Annotated in this window: 10 protein-coding genes and 1 pseudogene; 5 read left to right on the top strand and 6 right to left on the bottom strand. The window is 66.3% G+C overall.

Annotation, left to right across the window (positions count from 1 at the left end; genetic code table 11):
• Nucleotides 1-25 precede the first annotated feature (25 nt).
• The 3 genes from HTZ84_RS06035 to HTZ84_RS06025 all read left to right on the top strand — a co-directional run bounded on the left by HTZ84_RS06035 (nt 26) and on the right by HTZ84_RS06025 (nt 3,835).
• Nucleotides 26-553, top strand: coding sequence for a YciE/YciF ferroxidase family protein (locus HTZ84_RS06035; protein ID WP_174679849.1), 528 nt, complete (start codon nt 26-28; stop codon nt 551-553).
• Nucleotides 554-630: 77 nt separating this feature from the next.
• Nucleotides 631-2,211 carry an FAD-dependent oxidoreductase gene (locus HTZ84_RS06030; RefSeq protein WP_174679848.1) on the top strand — a complete coding sequence of 527 codons (1,581 nt, stop codon included), beginning with the start codon at nt 631-633 and terminating at the stop codon, nt 2,209-2,211.
• A gap of 196 nt (nt 2,212-2,407) precedes the next feature.
• On the top strand, nt 2,408-3,835 hold the full coding sequence (locus HTZ84_RS06025; protein WP_174679847.1) for a sodium-dependent transporter: 1,428 nt from the start codon (nt 2,408-2,410) through the stop codon (nt 3,833-3,835).
• Nucleotides 3,836-3,938: 103 nt separating this feature from the next.
• On the opposite strand, the gene HTZ84_RS06020 is transcribed toward HTZ84_RS06025, so the two are convergent.
• Nucleotides 3,939-4,694, bottom strand: a complete 756-nt coding sequence (locus tag HTZ84_RS06020) for a hypothetical protein (RefSeq protein WP_174679846.1) — start codon at nt 4,692-4,694, stop codon at nt 3,939-3,941.
• A gap of 138 nt (nt 4,695-4,832) precedes the next feature.
• Entirely contained in the window at nt 4,833-5,429 is a 597-nt protein-coding gene (locus tag HTZ84_RS06015) for a DJ-1/PfpI family protein (RefSeq protein WP_174679845.1), read from the bottom strand.
• A gap of 406 nt (nt 5,430-5,835) precedes the next feature.
• Between HTZ84_RS06015 and HTZ84_RS06010 the strand changes: the two genes are divergently transcribed.
• On the top strand, nt 5,836-6,549 hold the full coding sequence (locus HTZ84_RS06010; RefSeq protein ID WP_174679844.1) for a hypothetical protein: 714 nt from the start codon (nt 5,836-5,838) through the stop codon (nt 6,547-6,549).
• 208 nt (nt 6,550-6,757) lie between these two features.
• Here HTZ84_RS06010 and HTZ84_RS06005 read toward each other — a convergent pair whose 3' ends face one another.
• From HTZ84_RS06005 to grpE, 4 genes and pseudogenes are all read right to left on the bottom strand, one after another.
• Nucleotides 6,758-7,162: a carboxymuconolactone decarboxylase family protein gene (locus HTZ84_RS06005; protein ID WP_174679843.1), complete on the bottom strand. Its 405-nt coding sequence runs from the start codon at nt 7,160-7,162 to the stop codon at nt 6,758-6,760.
• Nucleotides 7,163-7,438: 276 nt separating this feature from the next.
• A complete protein-coding gene (dnaJ, locus tag HTZ84_RS06000; protein WP_174679842.1) occupies nt 7,439-8,611 on the bottom strand; it encodes a molecular chaperone DnaJ in 1,173 nt (390 codons plus the stop codon).
• Between the two features lie 378 nt (nt 8,612-8,989).
• Nucleotides 8,990-10,925 (bottom strand): annotated as a pseudogene (gene dnaK / locus HTZ84_RS05995) (molecular chaperone DnaK).
• Between the two features lie 200 nt (nt 10,926-11,125).
• On the bottom strand, nt 11,126-12,196 hold the full coding sequence (gene grpE / locus HTZ84_RS05990) for a nucleotide exchange factor GrpE (protein ID WP_174679841.1): 1,071 nt from the start codon (nt 12,194-12,196) through the stop codon (nt 11,126-11,128).
• Nucleotides 12,197-12,302: 106 nt separating this feature from the next.
• Between grpE and HTZ84_RS05985 the strand changes: the two genes are divergently transcribed.
• The gene (locus tag HTZ84_RS05985; protein ID WP_174679840.1) at nt 12,303-13,763 is read left to right on the top strand and encodes a DEAD/DEAH box helicase family protein; all 1,461 of its coding nucleotides are present in this window, start codon (nt 12,303-12,305) and stop codon (nt 13,761-13,763) included.
• Nucleotides 13,764-13,780: the final 17 nt, after the last annotated feature.

Below are 13,780 nucleotides of genomic sequence, written 5' to 3'. Positions count from 1 at the left end.
CGGCGAAGCGAGGGTCGAACCCACCGTGAGCGACCGTCAGTCAGAGATCCGCGACGTCGAAGCCCTGTTCGCCTACGAACTCGAGGCCGTCTACGACATGGAGGTGCGGCTGGTCGACGCCTTGGACGACATGTCGCAGTTGGCGACCAACGACAATCTCAGCAAGGGGTTCGCGATCCACCGCAGGGAGACGGAGCGACAGGTCGAGAACGTCGAGGCGGCGTTCGCGGCGCTCGGCCGGGAGCCGAACCGACGACCCAACCGGATCGTCGACGGCCTGTTGGCCGAGCGAGAGGGGATCGACGCCGGAGTCGCGGACGACGCCCTCCGGAACGTTTACTACCGCAACGCGGCGATCCGAACCGAGCGGCTCGAGATCACCAGCTACGAGGGACTGCTCGAACTCGCGGAGCGGGGCGACCTCGGGGCCGCCGTCACCGAACCGCTCGAGCGCAACCTCGCCCAAGAGGAGAAGACCCTCCGGAAGCTCGAGGGACTCGCCGACGACGATTCGGGGCTGAAATCGCTCTGGGACGACGTGACCGGATCGTAGCCGCGTCGTCGCAGACCGGCGATTTCACCCTCGGGGCCTTTTGTGCCGGCTGTGGATAGCACGAGCCGTTGATTCCCATGGCAGACGATTTCGCACCCGATTCCGAACCCCCCTCCCCGCGCCCGCGGTCGCTGTGGCTGGCCACGACGCCGACCACCGACTACGACCCCCTCGAGGGCGACCTCGAGGTGGACGTCGCCGTCGTCGGCGGCGGCATCACCGGACTGACCGCCGCGATCGAGTTACAGGAGGCCGGAAAGACGGTCGTCGTCCTCGAGTCGGACCGCATCGTCGAGAGCACGACCGGTCACACGACGGCTAAACTGACCTCCCAGCACGGGCTGATCTACGATACGCTCGTCTCCAAATTCGGACGGAAGCGAGCCGGACAGTACGCCCGGGCGAACGAGGCGGCGATCGACGCCGTCGAACGTCGCGTCGAGGAACACGGTATCGACTGCGACTTCCGGCGGACGCCGGCCTACACGTACGCGGCGTCGTCCGACGAGATCTCGACGGTCAGCGAGGAGGTGGAGACGGCCCAGCGGCTCGGGCTCCCGGCCGAGTACGTCGAAGAGACGCCCCTCCCGTTCGAGACCAACGGGGCGGTTCGGTTCGACGAGCAGGCGGAGTTCCACCCGCGGAAGTATCTGCTCGCGATCGCCGAGCAAATCCACGAGGACGACGGCGACAGCGCCGTCTTCGAGGAGACCCGCGCGGTCGATATCGATCCCGGCGAGCCCTGTCGCGTCGAGACCGAACGCGGCGCGGTCGTCGCCGACGACGTCGTCGTGGCCACGCACTTCCCCGTTCTCGATCGGGCGGGCTACTTCTCGCGGATGCACCCCCACCGGGCCTACCTGCTGGCGGTCCGCGTCGACGAGGAGCCGCCCGAGGGGATGTACTACAACACGGCCTCGCCGCCGGCCACGATTCGAACGCAGCCGGCCGAACCGGCCGACGACACCGACGAGCCCGAAGAGCTCGTCCTCGTCGGCGGTCAGAGCCACAAGCCGAGCGTCAGCGGGCCGCCGACCTCCGAACGATATCGACGCTGCGAGCGGTTCGCCCGCGAACACTTCAGCGTCGAATCGATCGAGTACCGGTGGTCGACGATGGACTACTCGCCGGTCGACAAGGTTCCGTTCATCGGACAGATCGATCCGCTGGCCGAGCACGTCTACGTCGGTACCGGGTTCAAGGGGTGGGGGATGTCCGGCGGCACCGCCGCGGGGATGATCCTCGCCGACCTGATCGTCGACGGCGCGAACCCCTGGGCCGACGTGTTCGACCCCCAGCGGTTCACCCCGAAGGCGTCGGCCAAGAGCTTCCTCGAGGAGAACGCGAAAGTCGGCGGCAGTTTCGTCGGCGACCGCATCAAGTCCTTCCTCGCCTCGCTGGGCGCCGACGGGAGCGATATTCCCGACCCCGGCGAGGGCGGGATCGTTCGGCGGACCGGCCGCCCGATGGGCGTCTACCGCGACGAGGAGGGCTCGGTCCACGCCGTCTCCGCGGTCTGTCCGCACATGGGCTGTCTCGTCCGGTGGAACGACGCCGAGCGGACGTGGGACTGCCCCTGTCACGGCTCGCGGTTCACCCACGAGGGGAACGTGCTCTCCGGGCCCGCGCTCGAGGGACTGCCGTATCGGAAGCTGTGAGTTCCACGGCCTGAACGCCGTGGTGGATATTAATCACGAACCCGTCTCTGAACACACCCGTTAGTCAGGTATACCCGTTGAAATAACCGCCGTTCGGCCGTCACGGCGCGTATTCGAGTCCCGGTAAACTAGTGCGATTATTCACACTACGTCAACGATAATCCTTATGCGCGCCGAGTTGGTTCGCTGAGACAGCATGGCACGTGAGACTTGGGCGAGTCGCGCCGGATTCATTCTGGCCGCGGTCGGAAGCGCAATCGGCTTGGGGAACATCTGGCGGTTCCCGTGGATGACCGCGGAAAACGGCGGGAGCGCCTTTCTGCTGTTGTATCTGCTTATCGTCCTCGTCGTCGGGGTGCCGGGATTGCTGGCCGCGTTCGTGATCGGACGACGGGCGAATCGGAACCCGGTCGGAGCGTTCAAATCGCTCGCCGGGTCGCGTTTCTGGACGGCGCTGGGCGTGCTCTGCGTCGTCACCTCGATCATGCTGATGTCGTTCTACAGCGTCGTCGGCGGGTGGATCCTTCGGTACTTCCTCGAGAGCGCGACGGGCGCCTACTTCGCGGCTCCCGAAACCCACTTCGCGTCGATCAGCTACGGTGCCGAAGCGTTCGGCTACCAACTCGCCGTTCTCGCGGCCACGTCGCTGATCGTCGCCGCGGGGATCAGACGCGGCATCGAGGCGACGACGAAGGTGATGATGCCCGGCGTCGTCCTGTTGCTCATCGGACTCGCGGTCTGGGCGGCCCGGCAGCCCGGCGCTGCACAGGGATACGAGTTCTACCTCGAGTTCGACGGCGCCTACCTCGCGGAGAACTTCCTCTCGGTGCTGGGATCGGCCGCCGGCCAGGCGCTGTTCACCCTCTCGATCGGTAGCGGAACGATGATCACCTACGCCTCCTACGTCGACGACGACCGCTCGCTGCCCCTCGACGCCTCGGCCATCGCCGTGTTCAACCTCGGCATCGGCATCCTGGCCGGACTCGTGGTCTTCCCGCTGCTGTTCTCGTTCGCGCCGGGACCGACCGAGGGCGGCCCCGGCGCCCTGTTCGTCGGGATCGCCGGCGCGTTCGCGAACCTACCCGGCGGGCGACTCCTCGGCGCGGTCTTCTTCCTCGTCGTGCTCCTCGCCGCCCTCACGAGCCTGATCAGCATGCTCGAGATCCCGGTCTCGTTTCTGGTCGACGAGTTCGATCTCGAGCGGTCGACGGCGACCTGGGGGCTATTCGCGCTGGTCGCACTCACCGGCGGCGTGAACGCGTTCAGCCCCGCGGTGTTTACGCTGTTCGCGGACCAGCTCGTCGATCTCCTCCTGGTGCTCGGTCTGACCGGGTTTATGGTGTACACGGCCTGGGTGCTCGGCCCGGCCGCGATCGAAGAGTACCTCGAAGGCGCGGGACCGGTCTCGCGCCCGCTGGTGATCCCGTGGCGGTACGCCATCGGGACCGTCTTCCCGGCGTTCCTCCTCTTTACGTTCTACGCCGACGTCGCGGCCGTGATCGGCCTCTCGACGGGAACGGGGCCGTTGTTGGTGGCGACGCTGCTGACGGTGGTCCCGCTCGTCCTCGTGGCCCGCCGTTCCGTCTCCGAAAACCGACCGCAACCGAGCGAGAGCGCGGACTGACGAGCCGTCGATCACGACGGTTGCCGTACCGTTCCGCTCGCTGTTCGTTCGTGCGCGACCCTTTTTCGCAGATCGACCCACCGCGCTACTCGAAGGTGACGAGTCAGAGCCCGACGTCGTCGAGGTCGATCCGCGTCGGTTCGGGCACAGCCCCGTCGTCACTCGAGTCCGAGACGGCGTACGCGCCGCGCTCGACCGCCGTCTCGTCGGTATCGCCGGTGAGGACGATGGCGCCGTCGGCCAGCAGCGGCGCGAGCACGCCCGCCGCGACGGTTCGGGGATCGGAGAGCGGCGCCCGGACGACTACGCGGTCGCCCGCCTCGAGGCCGTAGTCGTCGACGACTTCGCGAGCGGCCTCGAGGACGTCAGCGTGGCTCACCGTCCGATCGCCGTCGGTCAGCAGCGCGGTCTCGGGATCGATATCTAAGGGCGGGAACGCGGGGTTCTCGCTCCAGACGCCGGCGTCGAAGTGGTGGACGTCGGGCTCGTCGGGCTTCGCGCCGTAGCCGACGCGCTGGGCGCCCGGCGGCAGGTCGTAGACGTCGGACTCGAGGTCCCGAACCGGCGCCACGAGCGCCCGGAAGTCCTCGGCGTCGGCGAGGTCCGCGGGCGGATCGAACCGCGTCGTCCCCTCGAGCAGCGTCGTCCCGAAAAAGGCGAGCAGCGGGAGCGGGGCCTCCCCGACGACGCCGACGGTGACGCCCTCGCGAACGCCCGCGTGTCGCAGGAAGTTCCCGGCCTTCCACGCGGTCGTACACAGCCAGTGGTGGTCGAACTCCCGGCCCGTCGCGTCGACCAGCGACGTGTGGTCGTCCCGGAGCTCGCGCGTCAGCAGGTCGTCGACTGTCGCGGCGGTCATACTACTCCCTCGCGAGGCGGTCGAAAAAAGCGCGCCGACTCGAGTCGGCGAGGGACCGTCACCGGCCGTCGTACGACGGGACCGTCGCTCGTGCGCGCCGAGCCGTCGTCAGTCTGCGCTCGCGAGTACGAGACGTCGTCAGTCGTCCGCGGCGGCCGGCGCGGCGTCCGCGTGATCGATCTCGGTGCCGAGCACGTCGAGGAATTCAGCGAGCCACTCGGGGTGGTCCGGCCACGCCTGTCCCGTCACGAGGGTGCCGTCGCGCGTGACGCCGTCTTCCCACTCGCCGCCGGCGATCGTCACGTCGGCCTCGAGCGCCGGATAGCCGGTGCAGGTCCGGCCCTCGAGGACGTCCGCGGCGGCGAGGAGCTGGACGCCGTGACAGAGCGCCGCGACGGGTTTCTCTTCCTCGAAGAAGTGGCGGGTGAGCTCGAGGACCTCGTCGTAGGTCCGGAGGTACTCGGGCGCGCGACCGCCGGGGACGACCAGCGCGTCGTACTCGGCGGGGTCGACGGCGTCGAAGTCGCGGTTCAGCTCGAAGTTGTGGCCCGGCTTCTCGGTGTAGGTCTGGTCGCCCTCGAAGTCGTGGATCGCCGTCGGACAGGCGTCGCCTGCCTCCTTCTCGGGACAGACGGCGTGGACGTCGTGGCCGACCATCTGGAGCGCCTGGAACGGGACCATTACCTCGTAGTCCTCGACGAAGTCGCCCGCGAGGAGCAGGATCTGTTGTGACATGGATATCCCACGTGTTCGTTCGACGACAGTCGGCATAGCTGTGTGGGGTGGTTTCGCACCACGCACAGGGCGGAGACGAGTCGCTCGAGTCGATCGTATCGATAGAGTTCTGAACAGCAAATAGCACCAACATTCCTTTACGAAGTATCGTAATTGAAATTGAGTCTGGTAATTCGATAATTATGTGTGCAGATTGACCACTCCGAAACTACGCTTCGACCATCAGCCTCCTTAACGCTCGAGAGTGATACCGTGGGCCCACGGGCCTCCTTCCATTATCAGTATCTCCGAAAATGCGCACTCTCCTTCGATACTGCTGGATACAAAACTGATATCCAACAGTCTTATCACAAAACCGTTCAAGGTAATTGATATGAATCGCCGAAAATTGCTGCTTGCGAGTGGTATGACACTTACGACCGCGCTGGCCGGCTGTTCTGGTGACACCGATGAAAACGGTGAGGAAAACGGCACTGCCAACGGGAACGAAAACGGCGACGAAAACGGTACTGAAAACGAGAGTCCCGACGAAGACGAGAACGATGGAGACGGCGAAGTCGACGAGACCGCTGACCAACCGGAGACGCAGACTTTCGAGGGGACCGGCGCTACGGTCGAAGAGGTCGAGATCGAGGGCGGACTAACCGTCGTCGACGCCGAGCACACTGGCGAGTCGAACTTCCAGGTCCGAATCTATGAGGGCGATGACGACGAGTACGGTACCGGCTTCGTGAACGCGATCGGTGACTACGAGGGCGCCAGTGCCGACCTCATCGAGGGAGGGACCCAGACGATGGACGTCGAAGCGGACGGAAGCTGGCGACTTGAAGTCCGCCAACCGCGAGCAACCGAGGCCGAAGCCGACAATCTCCCGCAGACCCTCAGTGGGGACACGCCGGACGTCGTCGGCCCGATCGCGTTCAACGGACGGCACAGTGCCTACGGAGAGCACGACGGCGAGTCGAACTTCCAGGTCCGTGTCTATCCCGAGGACGGCATGTTCGGTGAGGGCGTGTTCAACGAGATCGGCGAGTATGAAGGCGAGACGACGTTCAGCCACGACGGCGTCGGCTGGGTCGATGTCGAGGCCGACGGTAACTGGACCGTCGAGATGGAATAGCTGCGAAAAAGAGGGGTATCGAGTCTCGCATCGAGACTGGTTCCCTCGAACTGGCTCGCATAGAGCGTTCGGTCCGACGAGTCCCGAACGTTCGCTTCCGTAACGCCTGCGTCCTCTCTACTGACCGCGATTTTCACACCTCACTCTGAATAACGAAATCGCATTACCAACCACTGTGAATAAATACCGCGACCGGTGTCCCGGCCATTCAGTCGTCGCTCGGCGCCGCGGCCCGTTGATCCCTGACGTGGTCGACGATCTCCTCGGTCTCGGAGACGAACGCCTCGCGGTCGACCTCCGCGCCGTGGAGCACCGTCGAGAAGTATCGCACGCCGCTGGCGACGCCGATCGCTTCGGACAGCTCCTCGTCGGTCACGTCCTCGAGTTTCGCCTCCTCCCTGTGGAAGTGCACGCAGTACGGACACTGCATCGCCGACGCCGCGCCGAGGGCGATCAATGCCTTCTCCCGCCCCTCGAGTTCGGTCTCCTCGAGCTCGAGGTCGCGCACGATCCCCCAGCTGTGGTCCGCGGCCGGCTCCGGAAGCGCGTCGATCCAGCTCGGAACGCGTCCGAGGTACTCTTCGATCTCCGCTCGCGTTTCGGGTGTTACCATTGTCTCCCTCCTGTGGGTTTTCTCGCCGTCATTCGGCCCGATATTGGGGCCGCGGAACGACCGGAAACCCGTTTCTACTACGCGCCGCGAGGAGATGAACCTGTCAGAAAACATCTGATACCACGGGTAGAAGAGTTAACACGAGTCGTACTGACCGCAAGAGCGGTATCGACCGAGACGCCTCGACGGGGGTCCCGAACGGGTGTGTCGGCGATCCCGAGGAGCTCCGAGGCGGTCGATCGCGGAGCGAGGATCGGTCGCGGGTCGGCGTTCGAGCTAGAACGCCCGCTTGATCTTCTCGAAGAAGCCTTCGTTGACCTCGATCTCGTCGCCGCCGGCCTCGGCGAACGCCTCGAGGGCCTCGCGCTGTTCCTCGTTCAAGTTCTCGGGCGTGACGACCTGCACCTGCACGTGGAGGTCGCCGTGTCCGCGGCCGCGCAGGCGGGGCATCCCCTCCCCCTCGAGTCGGAAGGTCTCGCCGCTCTGGGTACCCTTCGGAATGTCGAGTTCGACGGCGCCGGAAAGCGTCGGGATTTCGACGGTGTCGCCGAAGGTGGCCTGCGGGAACGAGATGGGGAGCCGGTACTGGAGGTCGTCGCCCTCGCGCTCGAACTCCTCGTGATCGCGGACCGAGACGTCGATCAGGAGGTCGCCGTGCCGGCCGCCTTCGGGACTCGGCGCGCCCTCGCGCTCCATCCGGAGCGTCTGGCCCTCCTGAATGCCCGCCGGGACCTCGACGGTCAACTGGGCCTCGTTGCGGACGTAGCCCTCGCCGCGACACTCGTCGCAGGACTCGGAGTACAGCGTGCCGTCGCCCTCACAGCGCGGGCAGGTGGTCGTCTGCTGGACCCGGCCCAGCGGCGTCTGCTGGACCTGCGTCACCTGCCCCCGGCCCTGACACTCCGGACAGGTCTGGGAGTCCGCCTCCGGCGGGTGGCCCTCGCCGTCACAGACGTCACACTCCTCGGGCCGCTCGACGGTGAACTGCTTCTGCACGCCCTCGTAGGCCTCCTCAAGGTCGATCTCGAGTTCGGTCCGCAGGTCCCGACCCTTGCGCGGTCGCCGGCGGCCGCGCCCGCCGCCACCGCCGCCGAAGACCTGCTCGAAGATGTCGCCGAGACCGCCGCCACCCATGCCGCCACCGCCGCCCATGCCGCCGAACGGGCCGCCGCCCATCCCGCCGGCACCGGCGCCGCCCTCGCTGGCGTCGAAGCCGTGCTTCTCGGCCTGCTCGTAGCGGTCGTGGCCCATGCGGTCGTAGGCCTGGCGCTTCTCCTCGTCGGTGAGGACCTTCTTCGCCTTCTGAATCTTCTTGAATTTCTCCTCGGCGTCGGGGTCGTCGCTCACGTCCGGGTGATACTCGGTGGCCTTCTGCCGGTAGGCCTGTTTGATCTCCTCAGCAGACGCATCGGAGTCAACACCGAGTACGTCGTAGAAGTCCTCGCTCATTCGTTGTACACCGATTGTCGATTGAGCCACTTGAAACGAACGTTCCGGACCAACCTTTTGCGCTGCGTGCGGTCGCGAAGCGACCGCACTCGGCAAAACGGTGATGAAAAGCCTCCTCCCTCCCCTACGGGTCGATCGTCGCCCGCTCGCTCCCGTCGGTCGCTCGCGGGTGCAGCGCTTGCGCTTCGATCGGGGTGGTACGGTTTCCGCCGTATTCTATCCGCATGCGCCGAAGTCGACGGCTTACTTGTCGCCTTCGTCACGTTCGAAAACGCGGCCTCGCGTTACTCGTCCTCGTCGTCGACAGCACAAAATTGGAGATTCACTAGCAGACACGGACGAGGACTGGGTGGTCCTCGCCCGACCGGAGATGGCGATTTACTCGTCGTCTTCCTCGTCCACGTCCTCGAAATCGGCGTCGACGAACTCCTCGTCATCGCCGCCGGCCGCACCGGCGTCGGGACCGGGGTTCGGACCGCCGCCCATGCCGCCGGGTCCGGCGCCTGCTGCGCCGCCAGCGGCACCGCCCGCGGCGCCACGGCCGCACCAGCGCCGCCGGCGCCGCTGCGCCGGCCTCCTGGTAGATCTGCTTGCCGATCTCCTGGAGTTCCTTGCTCAGGTCCTCGGTCGCGGCTTCGATGTCTTCGGCGTCGGCCTCGTCGTCGTCGATCGTCTCCTCGAGATCCTCGATCGCGGCCTCGATGTCGGCGCGGAGATCGTCGTCGACCTCCTCGTCGTTCTCCTCGAGGAGGGTCTCGGCGCGCTGGATCGTCGCCTCGGCGGTGTTGCGAGCCTCGATGCGCTCGCGCTTCTGCTTGTCCTCCTCGGCGTGTTTCTCGGCTTCCTCCTGCATCTTCTCGATCTCGGAGTCGGAGAGGCCGGCGCCGCCCTCGATGGTGATCTCCTCGCTCTCGCCGGAGCCCTTGTCCTCGGCGGAGACGTTGACGATCCCGTTCTCGTCGATGGAGAACGTGACCTCGATCTGGGGCGTTCCGGCGGGGGCCGGCGGGATGCCGGTCAGGTGGAACTCGCCGAGCAGCTCGTTCTTCTCGGCCAGTTCGCGCTCACCCTGGAAGACCCGGACCTGCACGGAAGTCTGGTTGTCCGCCGCCGTGGTGAAGATCTTCGACTCCTCGGTCGGGATCGTCGTGTTCTTCTCGATGAGACGCTCGAAGAGGCCGCCCTTGACCTCGATACCGAGCGAGAGGGGCGTGACGTCGAGCAGGACGATGTCGTCGACCTCGCCGCCCAGCACGCCGCCCTGAATCGCCGCGCCCAGCGCGACGGCCTCGTCGGGGTTGACGTTCTTCTGGGGCTCCTTGCCCGTCAGCTCCTCGACCTTCTCCTCGACCTGAGGCATGCGGGTGGAACCGCCGACGAGGAGGACCTCGTCGATGTCGTCCTTCTCGTAGCCCGCGTCCTCGAGGGCCTGTTCGGTCGGCTCGACGGTGCGGTCGATGAGGTCGCTGGTGAGCGACTCGAACTTAGCGCGGGTGAGCGACTCCTCGAGGTGGATCGGGCCGTCGTCGGTCGCCGTGATAAAGGGCAGGTTGATCTCGGTCTCCTTGCGCGAGGAGAGTTCGATCTTGGCCTCCTCGGCGGCGTCCTTGAGCCGCTGGAGGGCCTGTCGGTCGTCGCGGAGGTCGATGCCGTGTTCCGCCTCGAACTCCTCGGCGAGCCAGTCGATGATCGCCTCGTCCCAGTCGTCGCCGCCGAGGTCGTTGTCGCCGTTGGTCGCGACGACCTCGTAGACGCCGCCGCCGAGATCGAGAATAGAGACGTCGAACGTACCGCCACCGAGGTCGTAGACGAGAACGGTCTGGTCGGAATCGTCGTCGAGGCCGTAGGCCATCGAGGCGGCCGTCGGCTCGTTGATGATGCGCTCGACCTCGAAGCCGGCGATCTCGCCGGCGTCCTTGGTCGCCTGGCGCTGTCGATCCGAGAAGTACGCCGGGACCGTGATGACGGCCTTCTCGATCTCGTCGCCGAGGTAGTCCTCGGCGTCGCGCTTGATCTTCTGGAGGATCATCGCCGAGATCTGTTCGGGCGTGTACTCCTCGTCCTCGATCTCGACGGTGTAATCCTCTTCGCCGATGTGACGCTTGATCGACTGAATCGTCTTTTCGGGGTTCTGAACGGCCTGGTTTTTCGCCGGTTTCCCGACGAGTCGCTCGTCGTCGGTAAAGGCGACGACGGAGGGCGTCGTCCGTTCGCCTTCGGAGTTGACGATGATCTCCGGATCGCCGCCTTCCATCACCGCAAAGGCGCTGTTCGTCGTCCCGAGGTCGATTCCGAGAATCTTGTTGCTCGCCATCGTGGAGGGCTATTGTGTGCACTTTGTTTTAAAGGTTACTAGGGGATATCGAGGGTCGAATAAAATCTCCCAAATGGGCCGTAGACACCGCTCTAGCGGCCCAAAACACGATCTTGTGAATTAGTCACGAAGTCGAAAAACGACCGATAATCGACGCGCAATCGGCGGGAAGCCGTCAGATTCCTATCTAGTCGGCGACCTCACTCCGAGTCGGCGGTCGCTTCGTCGTCTGCCTCCGTCTGACCGTCCTCGTCTGCGACCTCGCCGCCGAGTTCGATCGCACCCTCGCTGTCGTCGTCCGATTCGTCCTCGTCGGAATCGGCCGTCGATCCGTCGTCCGCGGCCTCGTCGCTTTCGTTCGTCGCATCGTCTTCGCCGTCTTCGGCCTCGAGTTCGCCGTTGGAAACGGTCACCTGCGCGTTCTGGATGACCTTGTCGCCCATCTCGTAGCCGGGCGTGTAGACGTCGGCGACGGTCCCTTCGGGCTGGGCGCTGTCGACCTGCATCATGACCTCGTGGCGCTGCGGGTCGGTCTCGGTGCCGGGGTCGGGATCGATCTCCGAGACGTTCTCGTCCTCGAGGATGCGGTCGAACTCCCTGAGGGTCATCTCGACGCCCTCGCGGAGGCTGTCGGCGTCGTCGCTGTCCTCCTCGAGGGCGCGTTTCAGGTTGTCCCGGACGCCGAGCAGTCGCTCGACGAGGTCCTCGGTCGCGCGCTCTTTGATCTGGTCCTGTCGCTTCTTGGCCCGCTTCTTGTAGTTCTGGAAGTCGGCCTGTTTGCGCTTCAGCCGGCTCTTCAAGTCTTCGACCTCCTCTTCGGCCTCCTCGAGTCGCTGCTCTCTGGCCTCGAGCTCGTCCTGGAGCTCCTCGATCGTGGCGGCCTGTTCCTCGACGCGCTCGGTCAGGTCCTCGAGTTCCTCGCGCTGGTCGGAGACGGTCCCGTTCAGGTCCCGGGCCTCCTCGACGATGGCGTTGACCTTGTGCGCGAGTTCGTCGTCGTACTCCGTGACCCGATCGAGGAGTTGCTGGACGTCGTCGCTCGTTTCGGGTCGCGAGGCCGTCTCGCCGTTTTCGTCCGCGTTCGATTCGTCTCCCGCGCGCTCCTCCGAGTCCTCGTCGGTGGCCGACGAGTCGGTCTCCGGCGCGTCGGCGTCGACGGCCGATTCGTCGGCGTCGGTCGTCGGTACGCTCTCGTCCGAATCGGCGTCGCCGGAGTGGTCCTCGGACGGGACACCCTGGGCGGTAGCGTCCGTGCCCTCGTCTTCGCTCATGTGGCTGTCAACGAACAGCGGTAATAAAAGGGTTGAGGTACGGTGATCGTCGTTCCGCCCGTCGCCAGTCCGACAGTATTTGGTCGTCCGGCCGCGAGTTGGGACCGTGACGCGGCCCCAGAACGACCGTCCGGAGTCGCCGCCGATCGCGCTCCGGTACGAGGACGGCACCGTCCGGATCGACGACCTCGAGAGCGACGCCCTCGACGCCGTCCGCGAGGCGGTCCCCGACCTCGCGGCCGATCCGCGCACCGACGGACGGCGCGTCCCCGCGTTTCGCTACGCCGCTCTTCGGGCTGCCCTGGTGGACGCGACGTCGGCTCCCGACCGAATCGACGATCGGGTGCTCGAACTCGAGTCCCTTCCGGACCTCCACTCGGCGTACGAACTCCGCGAGTATCAACGCGAGGCGCTGTCGGCGTGGCTCGAGACCGACCGCTGGGCGGACGCCGCCGTCGACGATTCCGACCGTCGCCCGATGACCCGCGCACCTGCGGGCGTCCTCGAACTCCCGACGGGCAGCGGCAAGACGGTCATCGCGCTGAAGGCGATCGAGCGCCTCTCAGTGCCGACGCTCGTCGTCGTGCCGACGATCGATCTGCTCGAGCAGTGGCAGCGGGAACTCGAGCGGGAGTTCGATCGGCCGATCGGGCGCTTCGGCGGCGGCGAGCAGCGCCTCGAGCCGATCACGGTCTCGACGTACGACTCGGCGTACCTGAAAGCCGATTCGGTCGGCGACCGGTTCGGACTGGTCGTCTTCGACGAGGTCCACCACCTCGGCGGCGAGGGCTACCGCGAGATCGGGCGCCTGCTCGCGGCGCCCGCCCGGTTGGGACTGACCGCGACCTTCGAGCGCCCGGACGGCGCCCACGAGGTGATCGAGACGATCGTCGGGCCGCTCGTCCACCGCGTCGGGGCCGACGAATTGGCGGGCGACCACCTGGCGAACTACGATATCAAGCGACTCGCGGTGTCGCTGACGCCCGACGAGCGCGAGGCGTACGAGCGCAACCAGGAGGTGTTCACCGACTACCTCGCGCGCTCGGGCATCGAGATGCGCAGCGGCTCGGACTACCGGGAACTGGTCAAGCGGTCGGGATCGGACCCGGAGGCCCGCGAGGCCCTGCTCGCTCGCCAGCGCGCACGGGAGCTCATGTTCGGCAGCGCGGCCAAACTCGAGGCCCTCGAGGGGATCCTCGACGACCACCGCGGCGAGCGGACGATCGTCTTCACGGCTCACAACGACCTCGCGTACGACGTCAGCGAGCGGTTCCTGATTCCGACGATAACGCACCAGACCGGGACCGCCGAGCGGCGGGAGATCCTGGAGCGCTTTCGCGAGGGGACGTACAGCCGTATCGCGACTTCGAACGTACTCGACGAGGGGGTCGACGTCCCCGACGCCTCGCTCGCGGTCGTCCTCTCGGGCAGCGGCAGCGAGCGGGAGTTCGTCCAGCGACTCGGCCGGATCTTGCGGCCGAAAGCGGACGGCGGTCGCGCGCTCCTCTACGAAGTCGTCGCCGAGGACACCGGCGAGGAACGGATCGCGAGACGGCGCCGTAACTGACGGCCAGCGGGACGGAG

The sequence above is a fragment of the Haloterrigena gelatinilytica genome (genome assembly GCF_013342145.1).
Taxonomy (GTDB): Archaea; Halobacteriota; Halobacteria; order Halobacteriales; family Natrialbaceae; genus Haloterrigena; species Haloterrigena gelatinilytica.
Note: the sequence above shows the minus strand (reverse complement) of the source record. Positions and strands in the feature narration are given on the sequence as shown.